The organism is Schlesneria sphaerica (assembly GCF_044336245.1).
GTDB lineage: Bacteria > Planctomycetota > Planctomycetia > Planctomycetales > Planctomycetaceae > Schlesneria > Schlesneria sphaerica.
In genome coordinates this window covers 5,670,799-5,685,277 of sequence record NZ_CP172346.1, presented here as the reverse complement: position 1 = coordinate 5,685,277, position 14,479 = coordinate 5,670,799, and the positions used below count along the sequence as shown (strand labels likewise).

Sequence of the window (14,479 nt, the reverse complement as noted above, 5' to 3'; positions counted from 1 at the left end):
CTTTGGTTCAATGCCATCGAAGTGATTCACAGTAAGGAAGAGCGCGGGGACACTGCACATCAGGGTAAATGACAGGCGTGGGTAAGTCGAGGGGCCGAAGAGCGCATTGCGATTGCCAGCCATTCTAGAATCAACGGACTCGCGTCGGGCAGCTGGGTGGCCCGATCGCCTGTTGAGGGCGGTCGGGTGCCGGAGGCACAAGATGCAATATCGTCGGTTGGCCATTACAAATCCTTGGTGAATTCATCATCCGCTTCCAAACCAGGCGGCCACCGAATCGGTATTCCAACAGATTTCTGTTCAAGGTACCAGCGAGCGGAACTCCACGGCCGGTCCCTGGCTCGTTCCACCAACCCCTGCCCGAACGGGATTGATGTGCCTGTCGTCCCGTTTTTCTTCCACCTTGGCCCGCGACCCAATATTGAATCCGTAGTCGCGTGCCTGCCAGATGGGTTCGGTGGAGTCAATCTGGGACCAGTCGCTCTGGAAACCCCGGTGCAACACGGTTTTCAATGATTTCGAAGTCAGTTCCTTCCACTTGTTCATGAACGGGCTCAACTGCCACGTTTCCGGGAACCAGATGAGAGCATGGACGAGATCCGGCATGATCACAAATCCCAGGCAAGGCCCCTGATGCTGTGCCAATCGACTCCCCATGGTGCCAATGACGATTCTCTTCGCTTGATCATGCGGTAGGTGCTTGCGTCTCTGGTAGCACGAGAACGTCCCAAAGTGAATCTGCTTCTCAGTGTCGTAAATGCATCTTTCAACCATGGTAGACAGAAGGAAACTGCGTGCGGTGATCCCAAAAAAGGAACACCCATGGTATCACATCATGTCGCTCCGCGAGCCAACCGCCCTGAACAGGCGGTCGGGCCACCCTGCGATCTGTGTTCGTACACCGCCGTGTTCTCCTCCCCCCTCATTGAAGTTCAAAAACCGGTGCATCAAGAAGAAAGGTCACTAAATCAAAGTCACGGGCAATCTTCTCGTAACCGTTCACAGTCCGTTCAGGTTGCTGGCAGGAGTTTGGGTGCTGGTTTGTTGCTGAAGGCAGCTGCGACGGCGGTGGCAACGTAGTCGAGGGGGCGTTTTCCGAGCCGACGGCAGGTTTCGGCAACAGACAGTATCACGGCCAGGTTGGGGCTGCCGGTTTTCTCTTCCGTGCCGAAGCTCAGTTTACGGAAGATCACCGACTTCCGCAGAGCCTGTTCGGCCGCGTTGTTTGTGGGAGAGACGCCCGGGTGATGCACGAATACGAACAGGCTGTAACACTCGTTGCTGAGGCGCCGACACGTTTCCGCGGTCTTCGCCTCGTCGGATTGCGTGCCGTCCAGCAGTGCATCAAGGATTGCACTGCGAAGGCGCCGGTAGTGACCATCGAACGTGGTCCGCTGAATCTGCCGCGACCGCAATCGATTCCAGTGGTGAATCAGTTCCTGCCCCGCATCCTTCAGCCGGGTTCCCGCATCGGCCGCGGTGCCGCCGCGGTCAATCATGGCCTGAAAGTCCCGAAGCAGGTGCGCCCAGCAGAACTGACGGCGGTGGTCTTCCAGATGGTTGTACGCCGAATAGCGGTCACACACCACGATGCCGTTGAAATCCGCGCCGAGCAGCGCGTGCAGTTCATCACGCGACCGCGACGGGCGCACGGAGAACAGCGTGCCGAGCCGTCCGACCAGTGTCCACAGCCATGCCTTCTTTCCGTCCTGTCGCCAGCCGGTCTCATCAATGTTCAGGACGGCCGAGTTCCGGACATCCGCCTCAATGTCGTCATGTCCCGCCTGCAGAGCCTTTCGTCCGGCGCTCTGCAGACGGCTGATCTGTCCGGTCGCGACTTCCAGACTGAACAGATCCCGCAGCAGCGAAGCAATCATTCTCTGACTGAGCCGGCCCAGACTGCTCAGCAGCGTCACAGTCGCCACAACTCGGGGACCGAAGCAGCCGCGAGGCACTGTCGCTGGCAGTTGTCCGCGACAATGATGCCCGCAGTCAGGGCACTGGAGCGTATGAATCTGATGTTCGGTGATGGTGGGCTTCACAACCGGCAGTTCCGTGACCTGATGCCGGGACGGGCTTGGATCATGACCACGCAGTCGTGTTCCGCAGTTCCTGCAGGCCGTCGGTCGATGATGTTCGACTCGATCACATCGTTCCGTGGGAATCAACGGACGGGTCCGCTTCGGATGACCAAACTGACCTCCCCGTTTTCGGTTCGACTTCGGCTTCGGGGTAGCGACCGGCTGCTGCCCCGGCCCGTTGCTCGAAGGAGGCAGTGAGGAATTCCCCGAATTCATTCCCAGCCGGCGTTCGAGTTCCTCAACTCGGCTTCGCAGCGCAGCATTCTCAGCAAGGAGAGCCTCGACAAACGCCCGTACGGCAGGCGTCATCTCGTCCAGAAGTTCCCGCGGAATTTGCGAAATCCGTGTCATGCACGTGGTATCGCAAATCTCCTCAGTTTCTCAAAGACCAATTCCCGACTGTGAACGGTTACATCTTCTCCTCGATCGCTTTATCTTTTGCTTGCACGAAATGAAAGTCCCCGTCAAAAAGACCAAAGCAGATTCTATCGTCCCCGCAGATTAGTAGAAACAACAGCTCGGTTTTGTCTGCTAGTAGGGTTAACAATGTGCCAATCGTTGTATGTGGAATTTTGGAATTCTCGAGCTCATTCTCGAACTCTAATTCGAGAGCATATATTTTTTCAGAATATCCGCCAATTCGATTAACCTGGATCTGGTCGTCACGCTTAAGATGGGAATGCCGTAAGACACTTAGTGATAGTAATTCAGTTAATTGGGTGCCGACAGCAGAATAACGCGGAAAGGAAATCATGATAGTGCTTTCATGGATTCTGAAGTGGTTGAGCACCGTCGCGCGATAGGCCTTTGCACGCCACCCTGTCTTTCTTTTGCCCGTCAACTTCGTGTGTGCCGCGCCCCAAGAAATACGTCTGGGCCACCCCGGCTAATGCAAACCATTCGCTGTCGTGGAGGCAATCTGCGCGACCGATGCCATACGCCTTACGAATACGTTCGCGGAAGTCGGTGGTTCGCCTGAATGCGTTGTGGAACATCGCTTCGTTCTGCTGGGACGAACTTCATGGTCTCAGGCGGGTGGGACAGGTTGTCGGAAAAACTCGATTCCCTGTGGTGCCGTGATCATCGGGCCGTTTGAGGGCTCTGGTGCGGCACTGTTTCATGTTTGGCGGCGGCGATTTTAGTTCCGGGGTTGGTCCTTCGACTGTTTGTTCCGCAGCAGGGATTCGTGGAGGCGGCCGACTTGCCACATGTAGTGGGGGCCGTAGCCGGAGGTGGGGCTCCAGGTATTGCGGGTGGCGAGTGACAGGTGTTTTCGCGCTTGTTCATCCTCGCCTTCCACGGCATGGTTCAGACCGATGTAGAGGTGAGCATAGAAGAGACGTTTTTCGCGTTCTGTTTTGGAAATTTTCGCCGTGTTGATCTGCTCGAGAATTTCATCCGGGGTCATCGTGCCGGCAAATAATTTGTATACGGCCGGGAACGGTTCGCGATCATCTTTCTGGTACTTCAGCAGCCCTTCTCTGGCTTTCGCCTGCCCGTGAGCGCGGTGTTGGGAGAGGTACCGCCAGATTCCATTTTCCCTGTCGATCTGATCAAACGAGTGATAGCTTTCGAACTGGGCGGCGGCGTCTTCGAATTGTTCGGCGTAAAACAACGCGATCCCTCGCCGCCAGTGCGACGCCTTTTCTTTGGGTTCCAGTTCGATCATCTGATCGTAATCGGCGACTGCTTCCTTGAAACGTCCGAGGAAGAATAGCGCGTCGCCATGTTCGGAGTACCCTCGGAGAGACTGGGGGTTCCGGGCAATGGCGGCTGCCGATTCGTCCAGCAGGCTCTGAAAGTCTTTTTCCAGTTCGGCCAGGCGTTCCTCGGAAAGAGGATTCGTTCCGTCCCCTGCACCCGGTTCCTGTGCAAGGCTGAGGCTGGTCAGCAGAGTGATCGCAATGCAGGTCAAAATTCTGAGCATAGCAGCTTTCACCGTCTGTTTAGAGGGGACGAATTCGGGCTGGGAAGCAGTTGTGCCGGGTGTCGATGATGACTCGGGAAATGAGTGCGGCGACTCCGGGAGGAACTGTCTTTGTTGAGAATTGTCATCGTCGGCAATGTTTGCAAGTGGTGACGCGGATCTGCGAAAAAATCGAGACGTTTCTGATGGATTTTTGGTTTTGACAGGATTTTCGGTTCGCATTACAAACCGCTCCCGCTGCAAGACAGCCATCAGTTGGTTGTCGTTGCAGCAAGATGAAGCATGACTGCCAGCCAGGGAAGGACGGCGGAGTGAATTCAGCACCTCATGTGTTGGTGGTAGATGGGATTACGGACACAGAAGCCGTTTTAAAAGCGGTTCTGGAGCCCCGTGGGACCCATGTCGAACGGACTCGCGGTTCGTTATTGAATCAGCGCGATGACGAGAAGTCGCCACATGTCGTGGTGATTGATCTCGACGAGGTCACGGCGGCGGAGACAGCCTCGTGCTTCGAGGAATCGCACCGGATTCTGATTGGTTCTGTCAAAACTCAGGTGGATGGACGAGACCGCTTCCTCTCGAAACCGTTCCAGTATCCGGAACTCCTGAAGACGATCGAAGATCTGCTGGCCCTGCCCCCTGCCGCTTAAAATTCTTGCTCGGTCTGAGTCCAGGAGCTGCCACGGGTGTTGACCGCCTGTTGAAAGTGCGAGACAGGCATCGCGGGCACCATGCGTTCCTCGTTGACTTCGGGACGATTTCACCCAGAGTCCCCTGCCCTCCCCCGCAGCCAGCTCGCCCCACTGCGGCCAGCACCTCGCTGGCAATCCCCGTGCTGATCGTCGATGGGCTGTCAGGCAAGGCAGCGGCCTCTTGTCGCGTATGAATCGTGCGCGGGAGTTCTGGGCCGGTAGACACCGTGATCGAGACGGCGTTGGACCACAGTGGTCACCGCGAGGACGTAGCAACCCAGGGTGTCGCAACCCGGACGGTCCTGATCGTCACATGCGTGGCTTGGCTGCCTGTTGAAAATGTGGGACAGGCACCTTGAGCCATGGGTATTCCTCATTGATTTCGAGCGGACTGCGGAGCCAGTTTCCCATTTTCAACAGCCTGTTCGGGTCCCGGATTGCAAATGGGGGGCGTGGTGGCGCTGCAGGGGCTGAGTTAGACGTACTCCCCGTTCGTGGATTGGTGGAGTGCCAGTTTTTTCGGATTCGTCTCACGAACTTGATCCCTGTTTGCGGCCCTGTTCGATATGATGGGGCATGCCACTGCGAAGTGCATTGGATTCGAGGACGGTATCGAAAAAATTGTCGATCGGGGTGCTGACGTCGTGAAGAATGCCTCGTTGCTCGTGGTTCAGGGCGTCGAACAAGGCGCTCGCTTCGAGTTGGGAGACCGCCCGCTGGCGATGGGGCGCGATGCGCGCAATGACATTCGCATTCTCGACAACGAAGTTTCCCGGAATCACTGTACGATCCAGCGCGTCAAAGACGAGTTCGTTCTGACGGATCGCAACAGTTCCAACGGAACGCTCGTCAACGGTGTAGCGATCCGTTCGCACATGCTCGTCGATGGCGACCAGATACAGCTTGGCAACACGCTGCTGCTGTTCAGCAACGCTTCCCGCGACAGTTGGAAAGACAATGCGGCAGAGCGGGTGAACCTGCTGCGTCGCCACGATCCGGCGGACCGGTCCAGCATTGTTACTCACATGGGCCAGGAGATTGTCGAGACGAGTTCACCGACTCGCGATGAGGCGGCCGATTCCCCCAACAGTCTGTCGGTCCTGTACCGGATTGCGGAGGAGGTGGCTCGCCCCTCTTCGTCGCTGGAGCAATCGCTGCAACGGACACTGGATCTGACGGTCTCGGCGGTGTTCGCGGATCGGGGATGCGTGCTGTTGTCGGATCCTCAGTCCGGAGAAATCCAGCCACAGGTTACGAGTCAGCGAGTGGCTGGCGTTCCAGGGGCACGCATGCCGATCTCGAGAACGATCGTCGATTACGTGCTGAAGACGTGCCAGGGGGTCCGGACAACCGACGCTCAGCACGATACCCGGTTTGACCCGACGGACAGTATTTTCCGGGCGGGGATCCGTGAGGCGATGTGTGTCCCCATGCAGGGGCGACATCAGTTGATGGGTGTGATCTACGTGGATATCACGACTCCGGCCGACTCGTTCCTGATGCCGCGGGAAAAGTCGGGTGGCTTTCGGGAAGATCAACTGAGGCTGCTCATCGCGATTGGTCGGCATACGGCACTGGCTGTGGAGAACAATCGTTATCAGCATGCCTTCGTCAAAGCCGAACGGATGGCGGCGATGGGGCAGACGATTGCGACCCTCAGCCACCACATCAAGAACATTCTGCAAGGTGTGCGGGGTGGAAGTTACCTGATCGATATGGGGCTGAATGGTCACAACGAAGAGCTGGTCCGCAAGGGCTGGCACGTTGTCGAGAAGAACCAGAATCGCATCTACAACCTTGTGATGGACATGCTGACGTTCAGTAAAGAACGAAAGCCGGCGTACCAGCAGTCACAGCTCAACGACACGGTCCATGACGTGTTCGAACTGATGCAGGCGCGGGCGAATGAGTTTGCCGTGGAGCTGCGGTTTGAGCCAGCGACGAACCTCCCTCTGTGCACCTTTGATCCCGAGGGGATTCATCGGGCCGTCCTCAACATTGTGACCAACGCGATCGACGCGGTGGAGGGGTCTGACCGGGCACTGGTGAAGATTGAAACGGGGCTGGATCCCGTGACCGACATGTTCTGGGTCTGCGTCACCGACAATGGACCGGGGATCGTGGAAGACCAGCTCCAGCGAATCTTCAATGTCTTTGAGTCGACCAAGGGGGCGCGGGGAACCGGTCTGGGGCTGGCCGTCAGCCAGAAGATCATTCGTGAGCACGGAGGGGAGATCACCGTGAAAAGCCGGCTGGGCGAGGGGTCTCGCTTCATGCTGGCCTGGCCGCGACTGGAAGACTCGGGATCCGCAGGATCGCGAACGACGATCTGATTCGTTTCGTAGCCGCGTCCCGGAGATGCATCTGACTTCACGAGCGTGCCGGGTGGTTCTCCCTTACTCTTGTACGTTCTCCCGCCGAACGGAGATCTGCGTGTGCCGGAAGCGCGGAAACTCGCCGGTAGTCAGAAGTGGACAGGATCGGTTGCTGGATTTTGGCAAACCTCTTGCGGCTGGCGCCGACCCGGTAGCCGCGAGGACGCGTCAACCGGGTCTACCCGTGTGTGTGGACGTACATCTCTGCGCACTACGAAGGGTCGCTTACGGACGGTCATCGGCGATGATGCGGGCGACATCTCGGCAGGATCGATGCTTGAGTTCTCAAAAAAGGGACTGACAAATCGATGTGATTTGTCAGTCCCTCTTTCATTCACTGTGCTGTCGATCCGAACTCTGTTCAAACACGTCGTTGGTTCGATTCACGGCGGGTTTGGGAGTCAGGACGAGACTTGATTACGCAACACCTGTCTTACCGAGCTTGACGCCAGCTCGCTGGGGGACGGACTTTGCAGCGGCTTCGCGGTTGACCAGCCACAGTAGGACGGGGTTTGCGATGTAGACCGTACTGTAGCAACCGGTGACGACCCCGATGAGCATTGAGAAGGCGAAGCCGTGGATCCCTTCACCCCCTGCGATGTACAGCACAACCACCACCAGGAAGGTGGTGAACGCCGTCAGCAATGTTCGTGACAAGGTCTGATTCACGGCCAGGTTGATCATGTTGTAGGTGATGTTGGGGTTCTTGCCTTTGATTTCTCGAATACGGTCGAAGATCACGATTGTGTCGTTCAGCGAGTAACCGACGATGGTCAGCAAGCAGGCGATCTGATTCATGTTGATCTTGAAGTCTTCGAGCATCAACAGCGGTCCGATGGGGGTCTTGCTGAGGTAAGCACCCAACGCGATCGCCCCGAGGGTGACGAGAACGTCGTGCGCCAGAGCGGATACAGCTGCGATCCCGAAGTAGACCTTCTCGAACCGGAACCACATGTAGACGATGATCATGATCAAACTGGCGGTAACGGCGTAGAACGCACTCCACTTCGTCTCGTTGGCGACGGAGGTGTCGAACGAGTTCACTTCATCGAGGAGTGGCTCGGTGCTGAGTCGTTCCTGAACCAGCTTCAGGCTGCTCTCCAGATCCTGACTGGTCACTTCTGGCGTGGCCTGAACGATCAGTTCCGAATACTTCGTGGGGATCCGGATTTTGGGATCGACAGGGGCATCGGAGGCCTTAGGAACTTCTGTCACTCCTTTGACCTGCAGCAGGGACGAACCTGATGAGTACTTGGTGCTGGACGCAGGGTTGTTCTCAAGAGAATCTGAAACGTACGCCAGGAACGTTTCCGCCGAGATCCCGCCGTTCAGCTTGACTTTGGCTTCAGAGCCACCTGAGAAACGAGCGGAATCGTCATTCAGTTCGCCGAGTTGCGACATCACGATGTCGTCGATTCCGACCCGGACAACAGCGTGTTCACTGTCAGCGAAGGCGGTGTTGATGGCGGCGATCACTTTCTGGCGGTCAATTTCGGAGGTGCGGATACGATAACGGGTTCCGGCCTTCTGATCTTCGCCACCGACTGTCAGTCGTTCGATGCTGACACCGTTCGGGAACGCCTGTTCGAGTCGACTGCGGATATCATCGATTGTCTGCTTATTGACAAACTCGAGCGTGGCCATAGTTCCACCGCTCATATCGATATCCATGTTTCCGTTACCCCGTGCGAACAGCGCGGCGAAACCCGCCAGAATCACAGCACCCGACAGAGCAAATGCCCAGCCCTGGCTCTTGAGGAAGTCGATTTTCGTTTCACCAATGAACTGCATCATGGTGAGCTTCTTGACCCAGCGTTTACGTTCGAGGATGTCGAAGGCGAGGTGCCCGAAGTACAGCACCGAGAAGAGACTCATGGAAAGACCGATGAACAGTGACACAGCGAAGCCGCGAATCAGGTCGGTACCAATCAGGTACAGGATGACGGCGGTGATCAGCGAGGTGACGTTACTGTCGATAATTGCGGCAAACGCCTTGTCGAAGCCGTTCTGAATGGCCATGCGGAAACTGGCACCGCGAGCGAATTCTTCTCGCATACGCTCATAGATAAGCACGTTCGAGTCGACGGCCATACCGATTGTCAGCACCAGACCCGCAAGACCGGGCAAGGTGAAGGTGGCAGAGATGAAGGCCATCGCGCCGACGACGAGCAGCAGGTTCAGTACCAGGCTGAGTGCCGCAATCACACCAGCAACCCGGTAGTAAATGATGACAAAGGCAAACACGATAATCGAGGATGCGAGAATCGCGATGATCCCTTTTTCCTGAACGTCGACACCCAGCAGCGGACTGATGGTGAATTCCGAGATCGGGGTCTGCTTGAGGGGGACTTCCAACGCACCTGCGTTCAGCACGCCGACAAGCTCTTCGACTTCCTCCATTCGGAAGTTCCCCTCGATCGTTCCGCTGTCGGAGATACGAGAGTTAATTCGAGGAGCGGAGTAGACCTTGCCATCCAGGAGAATCGCCAGGTGGCGATGGAACTGTTCGGTGGTGTCAGGCAGATTGTTCTGAGTGAGGGTCCCAAACAATGCGGCCCCACGTGCGTTAAACCGGAAGTTAACGGCGGGACCGCCGCTCTGATCGGTCCCGGGGGCAGCGTGAGTCAGGTATTTACCAGTGACGGTGTATTCAGGCAGGTTGTGGATGATCAGGTACTGATACACGTCGACGGTTTCACCGGTGACAGGGTCAGTTCGCTGGACCTGACGAACGGCCTGTCGATCGCTCTGGTCGACGGAATCTTTCGCGTTGTCACGCCACGAGGCGATCACGCGATCACCACTGCGGAGTTCGTTGACGGTTGGAGAAAGACGCATGGCTTTCTCGATGGTGCTCTGGTGATCTTTGTCGTTGGCGACGATACCAAATTCGAGGCTACCGAGCTTGGTAATCAGACGCTTCTTCTGTTCGACCAGATCAGGGTCTGCACCGGGGATAATGATTTCGATACGGTCGTTGCCGACTCGGCGGACGGTGACTTCTTCCGCACCCGAGGGGTTAATTCGCTTGGCGATCGCAGCCACCATCTTGTCGATGACTGCGACAGGAATGGACTGGCCTGGTTCCTTCTTCTGCTGCTGCTCGGCAGCAAGGCTGTCGATGGCATAGACGAGGTTAGTACCCCCTGCCAGATCGATCCCCAATGGGATGGCCGACTTCCAGGAATGTCCTTGAGACATCACGAAGATGAAGGGGGCCAGCGACGCGAAAATCGAGAACAGGACGACCGAAATCCGTGTCGACAGATCGTCCAGTCGGAGTGCCCGGGCAATCAAAGCCCCGAGTACGAACGGGAGGACGAAAACGCTCGCCATGATGAGGATCAATGCCCACTCACGGCTCAATATTCCAGACTGCATTAACAGCACTGATTGCCCGATTCCATCCATTCGTGAATTCCAGTCCCGATAAATGTGTCAATGTCTGAATCTGAGGTTGTTCTGGGCGAGTTGGGGACCAACCCCAGTGACTCGTTAAGTCTCGTGTGATGCAGTCAACTGAGGGTTTTCGGTGTCAGGACACTGCATCCCAATTCGCGTCATCATGATTTCGTGCCATCATGACGTCTTCGTTTACGCTTTGGTCGTTTCGGTTGTGGTTTCGGCTGACAGGACATCCACGATTGCACTGCGGATAAAACGGATGCGGGTGCCGTCGTCGACCTTGAGAGTGACTTCCTTGCCATCCTGACTGATATTGGCCACGCTGCCGATGATGCCACCGGTGGTTAACACCCGGTCTTCCTTCTTGAGGTTCTTCATCATCGCTTCACGCCGAGCCCTGGCCTTCCGCTGTGGGGAGTCCATCACCATGTACATCAGCATGATGAGAGCGAGTGGCGGCAGAATGACCCAGAAAAAGCTATCGTTTTTGGGGGCTTCGCCCTCGGCCAGCGTCAGAAATTGGTTGAAACTGTTCAACATTGGTCCCGTCAATTCGTAGTCTGTGCCGATCCTGTACGGACTGCCCGGTCTGATCGTGAAGCCTCCGGGCAGTGTTTTTTCATGTGAATTTGTCCGAAGTGCTCGCTTGCACGATTGATACTGCAAGAAATACCCGACCAGACGCGGAGGGGCATCTTAAACGGATCGATTCCATCGGGCAAGTTGATCTGTACGGAACTCCGCAGAACGCCCTGCTCTGATCGCTTGCCGCAAGTCTCGAAGCAGCTTCTGGTAGTAGGCGATGTTATGCCATGAAAGCAGAATCGGACCGAGCATCTCACCCGCCACGAACAGATGGCGAATGTAGGCACGACTGAACTGTCGGCAGACAGGGCACTCACATTCCGGGTCGACGGGGGTCGGGTCGGTGCGGTGCTTCAGGTTCTTGAGTTTCAGCAGACCCTGGCTGGTAAAGGCTGTTGCATTTCGCCCGTTGCGTGTGGGCATGACACAGTCGAACAGGTCGATGCCACGCAGGACTCCTTCCAGCAGATCCACCGGTCGACCGACCCCCATCAGATACCGGGGGCGATCCGTCGGAAGCAGTGGAACGGTGAAGTCGAGGGTCTGGTACATCTGTTCGGGCTCTTCCCCGACGCTGAGGCCACCGACGGCATAACCGGGGAAATTGAGTGGAAGCAAGCCTTCCGCCGAGCGCTCGCGCAGGCTCTGGTGCGTCCCTCCCTGCACGATACCGAACAATGCCTGATCCTGGCGGACCTGAGCGTCACGGCAGCGAGTCGCCCAGATGGTTGTCCGGTCGACGGCGGCCTGAATTTTTTCCACCGGCGCGTCGTGCGGCGGGCATTCATCCAGACACATGATGCAGTCAGCGCCCAGCTTTTCCTGGATTCCGATGCACTGGGCCGGGGAGAGTTCGAGCAGGCTGCCGTCAATATGCGATCGGAAGACCACCTTGTCTTCGTACAGTTTTCGCATGGGAGCCAGGCTGAAGACCTGAAATCCTCCGCTGTCGGTCAGGATGGGCCCATCCCACTGCATGAACTGGTGGAGTCCCCCCATTTCGGCGACGACATCTGCGCCGGGTCTGAGTGCAAGATGGTAGGTGTTCGCCAGAACCATCTGCGCTTTCGCCTGACGCAGTTGGTCGGGGGTCAGCCCTTTCACGGTTGCCAGCGTTCCCACAGGCATGAACGCCGGGGTTTCCACGGACCCATGCGGGGTGTCCCAGCGACCGACGCGGGCTCCCGTCACGGGATCCGTTGCCTCTAAATGATATCGAAACAGACTCACGAACGCCGCAGCTCCTGCAAAAGTGATAAACCTGAGCGGAGCATAGTGGTTCAAACGTGGCTTCAACAGTCTGCCGCGCGCTCCCGCCGAAGGAGGGTTCACGGAACTGACCTTCACGGCACGCGACCACCGGTCCGTAAGTCTGGATCAGGGAACATTTAACGACTGAGTTCGGCGGGGGGCTCGATCCCGGCATGCGCGGCCGCCTGAACAAGCTTGTCGCGAACATCTTGTGGAAGCTTGATTCCTTCCTGCTGAGCTTTCCTATAGAGCCCCCATTCTCGTTCGCCGGGAAGCAGAACACGTTCAATGCCCGCTGCGGTGGGGGCCGCGTGGATCTCGTCGATCAGGTGCTGAAGTCGCTGGTCGAATTGTTCGCGCGGGACCATCGCACCGATATCGATGGCGATGAATGAGGCATTGTGTTCCGAAGGGAGTGAAGGATCGTCGAAGATCCAGCTTCCGACCTGCCAGGTCATTTTGCCCCCGGGCAGCACTGCGGACAGGATTTCGCACCACAGCCCGAATCCATAACCTTTATGGCCCGCCATCGGCGCCAGGGAAGCGCGATCCGGGTACAGACTGCCGTCGACCGTCGGCTGGCCTTCCTGATCGATCAGCCAAGTCGAAGGAATGGTCTCGCCCCGTTGAATGGCGGCGTAAATCTTGCCCCCCGCAACGGCGGCAGTGGCCATATCCAGCACAATTGGTTCCCCGTTTCCGTGGGGAACACCGTACGCGATCGGGTTACTACCGAGAACAGCTCGTTTGGAACCGGGGGCGGCGACACTGGGGATATCATTGCCGGTGACCATCGCGATGAAGCCTTGACGAGCGGCACTCGCGGCATAATAGCCGGCGGCACCGATGTGGCCTGTGTTTCTCAGTCCGACATAAGCGACCCCGACTTTCCGTGCTTTCTCGATCGCGGTTCGCATGGCAAAGTCGCTACCGACCTGCCCCAGCGCCGATTCACCATCGATGAGAGCCCAGCCGAGTCCTTCCCGCTCGATACGCGGCGTGGCCCCGGCCCGGTATCCCCCTCCTTTCAGCTTATTGAGATAACCGGCCAGCAGTTTGGTTCCGTGCGTAAAGACACCCATGGCATCCGTCGTCACGAGTGCCGAGGCGGTTGTTTTCGCATCCGTCTGTGAGACGCCCACCCTTGTCAGGGCCGCCAGACAGAACTGGGTCAGTGCATCAATGGAAATGGATGGCGAATTGGTTGTCGGGCTCATCAGGCAATCTGCTTTCGGTAAAAGTCCGCAGTCCGGCGAACGCCCTCTTCGATGGAGGTCGGCTGCCAGTCCGGGAAGAGCGAGGAAATGTAGTTCGGTTTCGGCGGGATGTTTGCGGGAATGGCAGCGCCACTCACACTGATTTGATTTCCCGAACCGGGGATGACGCGATCGATGATGGCGGCGAACTCTTCGGTTGTCGCCATGGGGCCCGGCAGGTCCACGATCGTCGAACCGGGTGATGTTTCCAGGGCGCTTCGCACAAAGGCGAGTGCCACATCTTCGACGTAGTCGTATCCCACGCGTCCCCGGTAATTGATCGACCAGGGCTCTCCGCGAACGGCCGCTCGAACGGCCTGTGAAGGAGCCGCAGTCAGTCCCACCGTCCGTTCGGGGCCGAAGACGACATGCGGGCGAATCCCGACGGACGCGATCTGGAAATGCCGCCAATACTGGTCTGCGATCAGATCGACGGCCATCTTAAAGGCACCGTAGAACGACGGGGGACGGTTGTCAGCGGCTTTCATCCCCTGAATGGCATCATCAGCTTCCGGACCGTAGACCGCGTAGGAACTGGCGTACGAGATTCCGCGGACCTGTCCCGGGTTCAGGCGTGCGAGTTCAAACAGGGCTACACTGCCGAGGATGTTGACTTCGCAACCTTCATACGGATTCTGCTGACATTGAGGGGTCAGCAGGGCCGCTAGGTGAATGATGTGCGTCACCTTGTGTTCTTTGACCAGACCCGAGAGTAGCTCGCGATCGCAAAGGGTCCCCGCGACGAACGGGATCCGTTGAGCATCGCTCCCGAGGATCCTCTGCCAGCGGTCGTCGTCCCTTCGCAGGTCAAAAGCGATCGGGGACAGCCCCTGAGACAGGAGTTCCCGCAGGACCCAGGTTCCGATGAATCCGCAGCCGCCCGTAACCAGGATTTTCGCCGTCATGA

The 14,479-nt window shown here is 57.4% G+C and carries 10 protein-coding genes; 2 read left to right on the top strand and 8 right to left on the bottom strand.

All coding sequences use genetic code 11. The features are described from left to right. Positions 1-300: 300 nt before the first annotated feature. The 3 genes from ACGY09_RS20605 to ACGY09_RS20595 all read right to left on the bottom strand — a co-directional run bounded on the left by ACGY09_RS20605 (position 301) and on the right by ACGY09_RS20595 (position 4,008). Positions 301-657 (bottom strand): hypothetical protein, encoded by a 357-nt coding sequence (locus ACGY09_RS20605; RefSeq protein ID WP_397569244.1) that lies wholly within the window; start codon positions 655-657, stop codon positions 301-303. 353 nt (positions 658-1,010) lie between these two features. Then, positions 1,011-2,432 (bottom strand): IS66 family transposase, encoded by a 1,422-nt coding sequence (tnpC, locus tag ACGY09_RS20600; protein WP_397569243.1) that lies wholly within the window; start codon positions 2,430-2,432, stop codon positions 1,011-1,013. 787 nt (positions 2,433-3,219) lie between these two features. Next, entirely contained in the window at positions 3,220-4,008 is a 789-nt protein-coding gene (locus ACGY09_RS20595; protein ID WP_397569242.1) for a tetratricopeptide repeat protein, read from the bottom strand. Positions 4,009-4,319: 311 nt separating this feature from the next. Here ACGY09_RS20595 and ACGY09_RS20590 point away from each other — a divergent pair, with 311 nt between their 5' ends. Both ACGY09_RS20590 and ACGY09_RS20585 read left to right on the top strand, forming a co-directional pair. Next, positions 4,320-4,658 carry a hypothetical protein gene (locus ACGY09_RS20590; RefSeq protein WP_397569241.1) on the top strand — a complete coding sequence of 113 codons (339 nt, stop codon included), beginning with the start codon at positions 4,320-4,322 and terminating at the stop codon, positions 4,656-4,658. A 608-nt stretch (positions 4,659-5,266) separates the two neighbouring features. Next, positions 5,267-7,033: an ATP-binding protein gene (locus ACGY09_RS20585; RefSeq protein ID WP_397569240.1), complete on the top strand. Its 1,767-nt coding sequence runs from the start codon at positions 5,267-5,269 to the stop codon at positions 7,031-7,033. Positions 7,034-7,492: 459 nt separating this feature from the next. Here ACGY09_RS20585 and secD read toward each other — a convergent pair whose 3' ends face one another. The 5 genes from secD to ACGY09_RS20560 all read right to left on the bottom strand — a co-directional run bounded on the left by secD (position 7,493) and on the right by ACGY09_RS20560 (position 14,477). After that, complete coding sequence (secD, locus tag ACGY09_RS20580; protein WP_397569239.1) at positions 7,493-10,411, bottom strand: protein translocase subunit SecD; 2,919 nt, start codon at positions 10,409-10,411, stop codon at positions 7,493-7,495. Positions 10,412-10,669: 258 nt separating this feature from the next. Next, positions 10,670-11,020: a preprotein translocase subunit YajC gene (gene yajC, locus ACGY09_RS20575; RefSeq protein ID WP_397569238.1), complete on the bottom strand. Its 351-nt coding sequence runs from the start codon at positions 11,018-11,020 to the stop codon at positions 10,670-10,672. Positions 11,021-11,176: 156 nt separating this feature from the next. Continuing rightward, positions 11,177-12,295, bottom strand: coding sequence for a tRNA guanosine(34) transglycosylase Tgt (tgt, locus tag ACGY09_RS20570; protein ID WP_397569237.1), 1,119 nt, complete (start codon positions 12,293-12,295; stop codon positions 11,177-11,179). 158 nt (positions 12,296-12,453) lie between these two features. Then, positions 12,454-13,533: an Ldh family oxidoreductase gene (locus ACGY09_RS20565; RefSeq protein WP_397569236.1), complete on the bottom strand. Its 1,080-nt coding sequence runs from the start codon at positions 13,531-13,533 to the stop codon at positions 12,454-12,456. Next, the gene (locus ACGY09_RS20560; RefSeq protein ID WP_373653004.1) at positions 13,533-14,477 is read right to left on the bottom strand and encodes an NAD-dependent epimerase/dehydratase family protein; all 945 of its coding nucleotides are present in this window, start codon (positions 14,475-14,477) and stop codon (positions 13,533-13,535) included. The genes ACGY09_RS20565 and ACGY09_RS20560 overlap by 1 nt, the downstream gene beginning before the upstream one ends. Positions 14,478-14,479: the final 2 nt, after the last annotated feature.